The following is an 11,895-nucleotide window of genomic DNA, read 5'->3' as shown; positions in this document are numbered from 1 at the left end:
TTAAATATATTCTGCAATCAAATCTGTCTCGGTGTTGCGTTCCAAAGCAGCAATAATCTCATCAATATTCTCGTATGTGCTAAACTGCTCTTTTTGAAATACGAAAGCTCCTGCACGAATAACCAGCTTCAAGTCATTGCCTTTTTTGTCCAAAAATGTCATATCCATCATGGCATTCTTGATCCGATCGGTTAGTAATTGTAAATACTGCTGATCCGTCATAGGACACAAAATAATAAAACGTCCATCTTCAATCGAAAATTTATAATCTTCATAACGAATCTGCTTCTGAATCGTCTCCGACAACTCTAGCAATAGTTGCGAGTATAGCTGACTGCCTAACGATTCTTGTACCAATGCCAAAAATTCGATCTTGAACATCGCTACCGAGAATGTGTATCTATCTGAATAACGTCTGGCTAAATTTGATTGCTTCACTACCGTATCGCCTAATGCTTTTTTATTACCTAACGATGTATACAAATCCACTTCCGGATCACGTTTACGTAAAGCTTCTAGGCGCTCACTGACCCTTTTGTTACGGATCAATGTCGATTTGATAAACGCGGCTATTAGAATATTGGCAGGAATCAAAAACAACTCAAAAAAGATCAACGTATTTACAGGCGCATATGTCACCATCCATACAAAATAAGTCACTAAAAATATAAAAATAACAACTACTGCAATGCCCATAGAAACTACAAATCCGAATAATAAAGCACACATCGCAACGATATTTAAAGATATTTCTAGCAGACTATACGAGTGACTGGTATAGATATTGAAAAAAACAAGAATTTCTTGCACCATCGCAAGTACAATCAAAATAATATAACCCCATGTCATCTGGCTAATAAGGCTCGTATTCGTACTTAATTCTTTACGTTTCCGACTCGTTCTCATTTACTTCGTTTCACTGCCCTTCTGCAAAAGTGTCTCCGCTAAAAGAGGAAATAAATTATCAAAAATATGGGTGTCGCCATCAAATACATAGCCCCCCGGATAAGCTTGATCCCAGCCTCGCATCGTCAACATTTGAGCATATAACTGTTCTGCCCAAGCCTGATCTTTCTCCTGAAGGGCTAATAAAATTGCGAGTCCGTAGACTGCTGGTGATTCGTAAGCCACATCTGCTGTCTGGTCTGCACGCTTATAGCGACCGGCTAATTGATGGTGTTGCTCAAATTCTTTTTTCATAAAAGCGGTCAATTCGATTGAAGGTTGCCCCAATTCACTACGATGCAGAGCCAAAATCAATTGATCAATCAGATTAATCGTATCGTCATAATTGTATTTGCCTGTAGCTACACTATACGTTCTAGGGTAAAACACTCCATCATTCGGAGTATTCCGCAATAGATCGGTGTACTTGTTATACTCTTCAGCAGAAATCATATTTGTCTGCTTCATCTGTTCCAGAGCAGGGACATCAATATACGTTAAGCTCAGGACATCTGCAGAATATCCGTGTTCAAAATCATGATAGTCTACCAGATAACCATGTTGTTGATCTGAAGCAAGTAATGTATCGACAATTTGCTTGGCTGTTGTGGTATAACTCTGCTGTTGCCATTGTGTAGATGCTTGTAATAATGCAGCTACGATTCGCAGATCATCACCCAGTGCATTCGTATTCACTTTGGACTGGCCATTCGGCTCTAATTTCCAATAAATATAATGCTTCTCTGGATTCAAAAAATACTGATTCAACAACGTATAACTGTGTTCAAAACTCTTCTGATCATCGGTCATTAATGCATATTGCATCCATAATCCTAACGATTCAGACAAGGCTTCTTTTCCTGCGACAATATCAGGATTGGTTGGAGGAGCAGGTAAAAGGCGACTGGCTAACGTTCCATTTTCATTGACCATGTGTGATGTAATAAAGGTTGCTGTAGGGGGGATGCTGGGTTGAGATCGGTATGTATAGACTCCCCATATAATTCCGATGACGATAATAAATGCTAGCATAAAGAACATCCATTTCTTTACAAAATGATGTTGATTTCTTCTCATATCGTTCTCCTATGGTATATGTTCTTATTTTCCGTCAGCTCGTGATGATACTCTATTTATCGGCTAACTTTTGATAGATAATTACTTTTTCTTTTAAAATTCGACAATATGTGCGATCTGACTATGATTGAGCTACGATCGATGCATTATAAAATAAATTACAAAAAAAGCTGCCGAAGTTGACCGACAGCTCGCATTTTCACGTATTTATCTAGTTAACGATAAGAAAGGCTTTATCCATCTGTTTTTTAAGAACCGACAACCACTGGATTTTCTTCTTTTTCTGCTTGTGCTGCTTTTTTGATCTGTTTACTGCGCAATTGTCCGCAAGCGGCATCAATATCTGTACCGTGCTCTAAGCGAACCGTACAGTTCACACCATTCTTTTTCAACGTATCATAGAAGGTGATAATCGATTCTTGGGAGCTGCGTTGATACTGACTATGCTCATCGACCGGATTATAAGGGATTAGATTGACACTCGCTGATTTGTTCATATGAGCGATCAGATCTGCTAATTGCTGTGCATGTTCTTGATGATCATTCACATCACGTAGCAAAATGTACTCTAACATAATACGGCGATTCGTTTTGGTCAGATAATATTCTACAGCAGACATCAATTGCTCTAGCGGATACGCACGGTTAATTTTCATAATACGTGTACGTAGTTCATTATTCGGTGCATGGAGCGAAAGTGCTAGATTAACCTGTAGATCGCTATCAGCAAATTCTCTAATTTTGTCAGGTAGGCCACTGGTGGATACAGTGATTCTTTTGGGAGCAATCACCAGACCTTTGCGGTCTTTGACAATATTCAAGAAATCGACCATATTTTCAAAATTATCAAATGGTTCGCCGATACCCATTACTACGATATGAGTCACCAATTGGTCTTGCGCGGCTGCATCCAGATGAAATTGTACTTTCATAATCTGCTCGACAATCTCACCTGCGGTTAGATCACGACTTTTCTTAATCAGACCACTAGCGCAAAAGCTACAACCAATATTACAGCCCACTTGCGTGGTGACACAGACCGATTGACCATACTTCTGACGCATCAATACGGTTTCGATCAAGTTGCCATCTTCCAAACGGAACAAAAATTTCACTGTACCATCGGCAGATTCTTGCTTCACATGTTCGGTTAATGTTTGAATCGCAAAGTGCTCGGTAAGCAAAGCGATACAAGCAGGATTCACTTCAGTCATGTTATTAAATTCAGTTACACGCTGACGATACAAATAATCCCAGACTTGACTTGCGCGGAATTTCTTATGTCCACGTTCACCTAGCCATGCTGATAATTGATCTAATGTTAATCCATAAATGGACGGTTTATTCATGGTATACCTTCTTTCAAAGCGAATAAATTTGAGAATATACAGATTACACTAGATCTTCTTCTTCGGTTTGAAGAATCGATGTTAGTAATCCGGGAAATTGAGTGTCTAGCTCACTGCGGCAAATGCTATAAAAATGCTGTCTGCCTTCGATGCGTAATTGGATAAGCCCTATTTCGCGTAATATTTTAACATGATGAGACAATGTTGATTTGGAAATATGACTCATCTGAAAACCTGCACAGCTTTTTTCTCCATGATGGGCAAGACACAGTAGTATTTTCAGTCGCACAGGATCACTTAGTGCACTGAATACGTCTACAAGCTTGATTGGTGTCGGTGCTACAGCTTCTAATATTTTCATACTCTTCAACTTATCATTTATTGGAGCAACTATCAATTGAAAAGTACGATTTTGGTCGAACTATTTATTACTTTGAAAATGTGCTACACTTTATTAGTTCGATTTTCATCAAACTATTAATCAAAATAACGGTATGATTGTGTTTTTAATCAAAGGGAGATTTGTAAAATGACAACCGCAGTACACACACTAAATGACTATTTTCGCTTATTCGATGCTTCACGTACTGATGAACAAGCGATGGAACAATTACTGAATTTATTTATTACTGATGTAGAGATCGTATTGAATGGATCATCACGTAAAGGATTCAAAAACTTTATCGACATGTTCTATCAATATAATATCGATATCAAACATATGCATGAACCGTGGGAACTGCAAAACAACGGAACCTACGAATCCCGCTGGGCAGTATGTGGAATGTCGAGCGAAGGAACCGTATATGCCAAAACAGGCATTGATATTGCTCGTGTAAATGAAGAAGGTCAGATTGTCTATTTAGAAAATGTACAAGAAAACCAAGATGCTTTTAGTAAATATTGATACTTCTATGTAGATTAATGTCTATGTTTATTGCGATAGGATCTGACAGCTGTGATTGTGATCCATGTAAATAGTGCAACGATAGCAATCAGTATTCCCATCGTAATAAACAAACTGCTCCATACGATATGCAAAAGGCTCACCTCTTTTTTTATTAAAGACTATTGGTAATTATAGTAAGTTTACATAAGCTGTGATCGGCATGCAAATACTATAGAAGGTAAAAGAAGGAGCATCTTGACTACAACAAGATGCTCCTTCTTTTAATCTATATTTTTAATACTACAGCTATACACAGAACAACTACTAACAATAATCCACAGTACCATCCATCTTTCCCCGTTAATTGCGGAGTCAGATAATACGTGCGCTGGCGCGTGCCTGTGAATCCACGTGCTTCCATAGCTATCGCTATTCGTTCAGACTTCCGAATACCCTGAGTGAATAGCGGTAGGGCGTAGCGGATGAAGGATTTCCAACTATTCTTCTGCTTATATCCTCTAATCTTATGTGCTGATTTCATTTGAGCTAGTTCCGTCTGAAAAAGCGGGATAAAGCGAAATCCAGCCAACAGTCCATATGCCCATTTAGGCGACAATCGGCATTGATGTACCAGACTCATAATCATAGCGGTCAGATCGGTTGTAGACGTGACCAGCAAGCCATAAGTGACAAAGCCAAGCATACGAAGTGCGATCATTAGTCCATTGTTTAGACTTTCTTCGGTGATATGGAACCATCCCCATTGCCACAGAGTATGCTCCCCTTTACCAAAAGCCGCCATCATCCAAAAAATCATGACAAAAAAGATCGTATACGGCAATAACCGTTTGAGCAAATAAGGAATACGCCATCCACCTAGCGTCAATCCAATCACCAGTGCTACTATCCAGATCGCTAAGGTGATCCGAGGATCAGTCACCGCCATCAATACACACATCACTAATAAATGAGTTACCAACTTGATCGTCGGATTCAATGTTGATAACCAGGAGTCATTGCTTTTCATATAATACTCCGCTCCTTCTCTGGCTTCATCAGTTGATAATGAAGCGGAGCAATAATCGCATGATGACCGATAGATTCGGGATGTGTAAATAGATGATACGGTGCACCATTATAGATTACTTTGCCCTGATCAAACACAATCACTCGATTGGCGTATTCATCGACCAGATCCATATCGTGTGTAACCATCACAATCGTAGTTCCTTGTGCTTGCCGTTGTTGTAATCGCTTGATCAATTCAGCTGATGTACGTGCATCTTGTCCAAAGGTCGGTTCATCTAATAGAAGTAAAGATTGGTCAAATAACAACATGGTCGCTACACTCAAGCGCCGCTTTTGCCCCAGACTGAGTGTAAATGGATGTTGATCCTGATAAGATTCTAAGCCGAATTCCTGTAGCAACTTTACCGTTCTGGCATGAACTTCTTCTTCGCTCCAATTGCGTTGTCGTCCTCCAAAAGCAATCTCATCAAATACAGTATCTGTCACAAATTGCAGTTCAGGATTTTGAAAAACAAATCCTGCTTGCTCATATAGATCGCGATCACTCCACTTTTTCAAAAGGATATCTTGAAAGTAAAGTTGTCCGCTACGGATACGTTCTAGACGGATCAGGCTTTTGAGAAATGTGCTTTTGCCACTTCCATTCGCACCGACAATCGCTACCCATTCCCCTGACGGAATACGGATATTCATATCACGCATCACAGACTTTTGACGATAACCGATATCCAGTTGCTCGGTTACGATGACAGCAGACCCACCCTTACCTTCTTGGTCTGCATCTAATGCAGAAGCACGTCGTTGTTGTAAAGTCTGTTGCAATCGCTGTGCTAACGGATGCGAAGGATGATCTTGCACATCGTCCCATGTATACGGAAATAATTTGGGTTGCCAGATACCTGCTTCTTGCATCTCTGCTCGATATCGCTGGATCATCTCTGCTGGCTCTCCTTGCGCAATCATACTTCCTTGCGCATTCATAAGAATGACTCGATCCATCCACTGTATACAGCCATCTAAAGTGTGCTCGACAAATACCATTGTCTGTCCATGCTGATCTGCTAGTTCATGTAGCAATTGAAAGATTTCTTTACGACTGACTGGATCTAATTGCGCGGTCGGTTCATCGAAAAAAAGAACTTCTGGTTCAAGCGCCAACAGACATGCTAATGCTAATCGTTGCTTCATGCCACCAGACAATGTCTCGATCGGCGTATGCCCATCTATATCCAGACCTACTTGCTTCATGACAGCCTCTATCATGGCATCCATTTGAGCACGGGGAATCAAGCGATTTTCTAAGCTAAAAGCGATCTCTTCATCCACATGAAGCATACAGAACTGGGAATCTGGATCTTGGAACATCACTCCACATTGAGGGGCTAATCGAATCTCACCTTCCACCTCGGCTTCTACATGTTCAGGAATAATGCCTGATAACACAGATAATAGTGTCGACTTCCCACTTCCACTTGGTCCCAAAATAAGTACTTTTTCACCTCGTGAGATCGATAGATCAATACCGTTCAAAACGTTAGCTTCTCGATTATAAAAGCGTACCGACAGGTCTTTACACTCCAGAAGCGATTCCATTAGGTTTTCCCTTCTTCCGCCGTGCTTTCATAATTTCGTATTGATCCAGCACTCCTGTTTTGCACAAAGCTTCTACGACAATCTTAGCTAACCCTCCACCTAAAATCATTCCGCTGATCATTTGAATAATCAGCGTTAACAGCAATACCTGAGTTGTATAGTAACCGAATCCGTTAGCAATAACGTTATAAAGGACTCCACCTACCGCTGCCAATGCACCAGACAACATGAGAGTCATCAAGTTATACCGTTTGTAGCCAAATAGAGCGAAAGCAATCTCTGCTCCAATCCCTTGAAACACACCGATCAATAAGGCAGATAAGCCAAAATGACTACCGGTTAATAGCTCTACAGCCGCAGCCGCTACTTCAGCGATCAATGCCGCCCCTGGCTTACGAATAATATAAGCCACAATGGGGCTTGCTATAATCCAGATCCCAAACATAAATCCTGCACCTACTGGTCCAACCAGTGCTGAGATCGGTATCCATAACGTAGACCAACCTAGATAAATCACACCGCAAGCTACAGCTAAAATAACTGTTAACACAACCTCTTTCATTTTCCATGTCATATGGATCGGCTGAGCATTCATACGCGTGCAACCTCCATCGGTACAGGCCAATCTTGTAGCGTGTACGCCATATCCCAGAACATATATTCAAATTGACAGCTCAGTAGAAAATGTTCTTTCATACGTGCACGATGTGCAGGGGTCGTCTGCTCTGCCCATTGATCTAAGCGAGCGCAAAATTGATGCGTTATTGTATCTGTTCGATTGCCATAGAAGCTGATCCAATCATAAAAAGGATGAGATGGATCAGGCTTCACTTCTTCCAGTAATTTCACACCAATTTCCCAGTATGTCCACGGACAAGGCAATAATACAGCCAAAATATCACCCAGATCACCTTCATGAGCTACCGTTAACATATGACGAATATAATGATGAGACGAAGGCGAAAGCGCGTATCCTTGTAAATCCTCATATCTTACGCCTGCTACATCACAGAAATTATTATGAGGATGAATTTCACTATGAAGCACAAATGAAATCTGTTCATTAAACATCGCCATATCTTCGCGTGTTGGGCACTTGGCGATCGCTGTGCCATAGATACGCATAAATGAGTTCAAATACTCAAAATCTTGTTTTACATAATGGATTAACTGCTCACTACGCAGATCACCTTTGGCAATGCCTTGAACAAAGGGATGATTAAAAATTGCTTCAAAAATAGGGTCTGCTGCCTGTCTAATTTCCTGTGAAAATGTCATAATTGTATCCTCCTTAGATTGAAGCATCAGGAGCGATGCTTGGTTAATAAAGAAGGACCACTGCTGGAATATATGGAAAAATACATGCAAAAAAGCCGCCCCGTGATGGAGCGGCAGAATAGGTGTACGTATTGTACAGGTACTCTTGCACAGTCTCCACTTTCCTACGCTAGTATGAACTAGATCAGGTTCCAAGGGTCCGGGATCTTCCCGTCTCAGCCTACACAAAGGCTCCCCTAGTGGTCATTCGATTCATTTGCATCTTACTGTACACACGATTGAAGAGACTGTCAACTGCTATGAGAATCTTGTGGTTTCCTTTTTTTACCGTTATACACTTATAAAATGGTGTAAAATATAGATATTATTAGGTATTTGCACGCAGATTAAAATATCTGAATAGAAGTGAGTTGATGGGGATGACACGTAAAGTGGTATTAGCAGGCGGTACTGGATTTATCGGGCAGTATTTGGAAAAAAAGTTTACAGCTATGGATATAGATGTTCAGATCATTTCCAGACAATCTCCACATATCGCATGGGATGATTATCAAGGGATTGTGCAAGCGTTAGATGGCGCAGAGATGGTGATTAATCTGGCGGGGAAATCGGTCAATTGTCGTTATAACGAGCAGAACAAACGTGAGATTATGAATTCCCGAGTAGAGACCACACAGACTATTGGAAACGCTATCTTGGATTGTGAACATCCGCCTGCCGTATGGATAAATTCCAGTACAGCGACTATTTATCGTCATGCAGAAGATCGTCCGATGACCGAGACGAAAGGCGAGATCGGAACTGGCTTTTCAGTTGATGTTGCCAAAGCATGGGAAGAAGCTTTTTTCGCGTTTAACCTTCCTCATACACGACAAGCGGCATTACGAATAGCGATTGTACTGGGCCCAGGCGGCGGGGTTATGACTCCTTTTCAAAATCTTGTTCGCTTTGGACTAGGGGGTCATCAAGGATCAGGCAAGCAGATGTTTAGCTGGATTCATGTTGAAGATTTATTCCAAATTATTTTATTTATTCAAGAGTGGGAATCTCTTGAAGGAGTATTTAACTGTACGTCGCCGAATCCAGTCACCAATCGAGAACTGATGGCGACCATGCGCAAAGTGATGCATCGTAAAGGCGGTCTGCCTGCTTCCACATGGATGCTGAATCTAGGTGCTCGAATCATCCGTACCGAGCCTGAATTGGTACTTAAAAGTCGCTGGGTGGTTCCTAATCGCCTGATCAAAGAAGGATTCATGTTCAGATACGGTCGCTTGGAAAAAGCACTACAACATATTTTGCATACGAAGTCATAATCTATAGATCTGTGAATGATTCTTTTAAAATACAGCAAAAAAGGGTATCGTAGAGATAGACTTGAGTTCGAGCAGAATAGCTGACTCAAAAATTAGAGTTAAAGGTGTGCTTATACGTGCGAATCAATAAATATATTAGTGAATCTGGAATTACATCCCGCCGGGGTGCTGATAAATGGATCAATGAAGGTATTGTCACGATCAATGGTGTGGTTGCAGAGCTTGGAAGTCAGGTTGAAGAAGGCGACGACGTTCGAGTGAATGGCAAGCCGATCCAAGTGGAACAGGAAAATGTCTATATTGTGCTTAACAAACCGGTGGGCATCACCAGTACAACCGAGCGTCATATTCGGGGAAATATCGTTGATTTTGTTAATCATCCTTTACGTATTTTCCATGTCGGGCGACTCGATAAAGACTCGGATGGCTTGATTATGCTGACCAATGATGGCGATATCGTCAACGAAATTTTACGTGCTGAAAATAAACATGAAAAAGAATATATCGTAACGGTCGATCAACCGATTACGCCTTCTTTTCTAAAAAACATGGCGTCTGGTGTAGAGATTCTCGATACGGTTACATTGCCTTGTCAGGTCGTTCAACAATCCAAATATGTATTTAAAATTATCCTGACTCAAGGATTGAATCGTCAGATTCGCCGGATGTGCTCTGCTCTTGGTTATGAAGTGCGTGCGCTACGCCGTACACGTATTATGAATATTCGTCTGGGTAACTTACCAACAGGCAAGTGGCGTGACCTGACGACTGATGAACTCAATCGCTTATTCCGTGATCTGGAATATACGCCGAAAAAACGCTAATACAACGAAAAATAAAAAGACCTCTTTGATGATCTGTTACCGAATGTAAGGTAGCGGATCAAGTAAAAGAGGTCTTTTTCACTTAGATTATTATTTCATTTTTTTAAAACAGCATACCAATCTGGCGGAAATCCTATTAATGTTCGATCTATTTCTGAATACATATCAAGTAAATTTTTAAGTTTTTCTAACCAATCATTCCATACATCTTTGTTTGGGATGAAGTATTTCATAATCAAAATGGTCGAAAAAACTTTCTTATCATCTATAATTTTTGGCTTATCTTTTTTAAATAATTGAGGAGGATGTGGAAAATTTCTATTGTACACTCGTCCATAATGAGCACATATATTTCTAAGATTACTAATCGAATGTAGCCAACTACCTATATAAAACCCTTTTATACCGCCATAATATATATATCCTATGTAGTCTTTATCTTCCTTCTTTAAGTTTTTGAACAATTTAGATATCATTCCAAAAGTAGTAATTTCCATAGCTACCCATACAGGAAACTCACCAGCATATTTCGAATAATAATGCTTAACAAAAACATCTTTAGACAGCTCAAGGGTTCTATTTAATTCTTTGATAAAATTATCATGTTTATCTGAATCCATAAAATTTTCAGCATACATATAACCCATGCCATCATATTTTTGGGAAAGTGTAAGAGAAATATGTGTACGCATAGAGATTTCAATAGTTTCAGTAACTTCCATTACCAAAGATCTTAATTTTAGATCAAACTCATAAAGATGATAAATATTCTCGAACGTGACCTTTTTATTAAATTGATTTCCATTTTTTAAAGACAACGTATACGCAGTTAATCGATAATAACTAACATGAGTCAGTATGCTCTTTGCCCATTCTTCATTCTCAATAATTAATCCTCTTGATTTGAAAATATCGAGTTGCTCTTCAACAGTTTTGGAAGGCTTAATAGAGTGAGGGATAATTTTCATTGTATGTAAATAACTCCATATAAAAAAATTGTCTCGCCCTGGTGCGCAACCCTAAGGTATGCGTGGCGAGATCTGTTAACTTAATTATAAATGATTAATATATATCTATCAACACCATTTTACTTGTAAAATACTTTTTCTACATTGTATTTCGCATGTAGTGTATTGATAATGTATGTCTCATAAATCTCACGATCCATAGCGTTGTCGATCAAGCAGACTTCAATCTTGGTCACTTCATCACGGTGATCTTTGATCGGTGATACGGTATCTTCGAAATGCTTTTTGACGCGTGGTCTAAGCTTACGTGCTTTACCAACAAATAGTAATTCATCTTGTTCGTTATAGAACATAAAGATACCGCCTGTTTCACGCGAAATCAGATGAAAATCAGTAAATCCATAAATATGGCTAAGCTCAGGGTTAATTTGTTTCGTAATGGTAACATCCGCTGTTGGGATTGTTATATTAATCAATATGGTCACTTCCTCATTCTATATAGGTGTTTATCCTATCATAATTTGCACTCGAAAACTACGAATACTCTCATCTTACCATGTTGTAGACCATCATCTCTATAGGTTTCTAATGATTAGCAGTTAGTATCGTTTGTGAAAACCAACGGTT

13 protein-coding genes and 1 riboswitch are annotated in these 11,895 nt (G+C 39.8%); of the genes, 3 read left to right on the top strand and 10 right to left on the bottom strand.

Translation table 11 applies throughout. From position 1 onward, the window contains the following. The 4 genes from PTI45_RS05460 to PTI45_RS05445 all read right to left on the bottom strand — a co-directional run bounded on the left by PTI45_RS05460 (position 1) and on the right by PTI45_RS05445 (position 3,732). Positions 1-906, bottom strand: a complete 906-nt coding sequence (locus tag PTI45_RS05460) for a GGDEF domain-containing protein (protein ID WP_069326527.1) — start codon at positions 904-906, stop codon at positions 1-3. Next, on the bottom strand, positions 907-2,022 hold the full coding sequence (locus tag PTI45_RS05455; protein WP_069326526.1) for a glycosyl hydrolase family 8: 1,116 nt from the start codon (positions 2,020-2,022) through the stop codon (positions 907-909). A 248-nt stretch (positions 2,023-2,270) separates the two neighbouring features. Next, a complete protein-coding gene (rlmN, locus tag PTI45_RS05450; protein ID WP_069326525.1) occupies positions 2,271-3,371 on the bottom strand; it encodes a dual-specificity RNA methyltransferase RlmN in 1,101 nt (366 codons plus the stop codon). A gap of 43 nt (positions 3,372-3,414) precedes the next feature. Then, the gene (locus tag PTI45_RS05445; RefSeq protein ID WP_069326524.1) at positions 3,415-3,732 is read right to left on the bottom strand and encodes an ArsR/SmtB family transcription factor; all 318 of its coding nucleotides are present in this window, start codon (positions 3,730-3,732) and stop codon (positions 3,415-3,417) included. 168 nt (positions 3,733-3,900) lie between these two features. Between PTI45_RS05445 and PTI45_RS05440 the strand changes: the two genes are divergently transcribed. Further along, complete coding sequence (locus PTI45_RS05440; protein WP_069326523.1) at positions 3,901-4,278, top strand: polyketide cyclase; 378 nt, start codon at positions 3,901-3,903, stop codon at positions 4,276-4,278. Positions 4,279-4,546: 268 nt separating this feature from the next. On the opposite strand, the gene PTI45_RS05435 is transcribed toward PTI45_RS05440, so the two are convergent. From PTI45_RS05435 to tenA, 4 genes are read right to left on the bottom strand one after another with little or no spacing between them, the layout of a single operon-like run. Further along, complete coding sequence (locus PTI45_RS05435) at positions 4,547-5,287, bottom strand: energy-coupling factor transporter transmembrane component T family protein (protein ID WP_069326522.1); 741 nt, start codon at positions 5,285-5,287, stop codon at positions 4,547-4,549. Next, on the bottom strand, positions 5,284-6,882 hold the full coding sequence (locus tag PTI45_RS05430; protein ID WP_069326521.1) for an ABC transporter ATP-binding protein: 1,599 nt from the start codon (positions 6,880-6,882) through the stop codon (positions 5,284-5,286). The genes PTI45_RS05435 and PTI45_RS05430 overlap by 4 nt, the downstream gene beginning before the upstream one ends. Then, positions 6,860-7,456, bottom strand: coding sequence for an ECF transporter S component (locus tag PTI45_RS05425; RefSeq protein WP_069326610.1), 597 nt, complete (start codon positions 7,454-7,456; stop codon positions 6,860-6,862). Before PTI45_RS05425 ends, PTI45_RS05430 begins: the two co-directional genes overlap by 23 nt. Positions 7,457-7,473: 17 nt before the next feature. Further along, positions 7,474-8,160 (bottom strand): thiaminase II, encoded by a 687-nt coding sequence (gene tenA, locus PTI45_RS05420; RefSeq protein ID WP_069326520.1) that lies wholly within the window; start codon positions 8,158-8,160, stop codon positions 7,474-7,476. A gap of 144 nt (positions 8,161-8,304) precedes the next feature. Continuing rightward, positions 8,305-8,408, bottom strand: a riboswitch (TPP riboswitch). Positions 8,409-8,579: 171 nt separating this feature from the next. Between tenA and PTI45_RS05415 the strand changes: the two genes are divergently transcribed. Both PTI45_RS05415 and rluF read left to right on the top strand, forming a co-directional pair. Beyond that, entirely contained in the window at positions 8,580-9,476 is an 897-nt protein-coding gene (locus PTI45_RS05415) for a TIGR01777 family oxidoreductase (RefSeq protein WP_069326609.1), read from the top strand. A 116-nt stretch (positions 9,477-9,592) separates the two neighbouring features. Next, complete coding sequence (gene rluF, locus PTI45_RS05410; protein WP_083243365.1) at positions 9,593-10,300, top strand: 23S rRNA pseudouridine(2604) synthase RluF; 708 nt, start codon at positions 9,593-9,595, stop codon at positions 10,298-10,300. A gap of 95 nt (positions 10,301-10,395) precedes the next feature. Here the strand turns inward: rluF and PTI45_RS05405 are convergent, their stop codons facing one another. Both PTI45_RS05405 and PTI45_RS05400 read right to left on the bottom strand, forming a co-directional pair. Then, positions 10,396-11,268 (bottom strand): Abi family protein, encoded by an 873-nt coding sequence (locus PTI45_RS05405; protein ID WP_069326518.1) that lies wholly within the window; start codon positions 11,266-11,268, stop codon positions 10,396-10,398. A gap of 119 nt (positions 11,269-11,387) precedes the next feature. Next, the gene (locus PTI45_RS05400; RefSeq protein ID WP_069326517.1) at positions 11,388-11,744 is read right to left on the bottom strand and encodes a nucleotide excision repair endonuclease; all 357 of its coding nucleotides are present in this window, start codon (positions 11,742-11,744) and stop codon (positions 11,388-11,390) included. Positions 11,745-11,895: the final 151 nt, after the last annotated feature.

It is taken from the genome of Paenibacillus nuruki (genome assembly GCF_001721045.1).
In the GTDB taxonomy this organism is placed as follows: Bacteria; Bacillota; Bacilli; order Paenibacillales; family Paenibacillaceae; genus Saccharibacillus; species Saccharibacillus nuruki.
The sequence above is the reverse complement of the archived record's forward strand: the minus strand, read 5'-3'. Positions and strand labels throughout refer to the sequence as shown.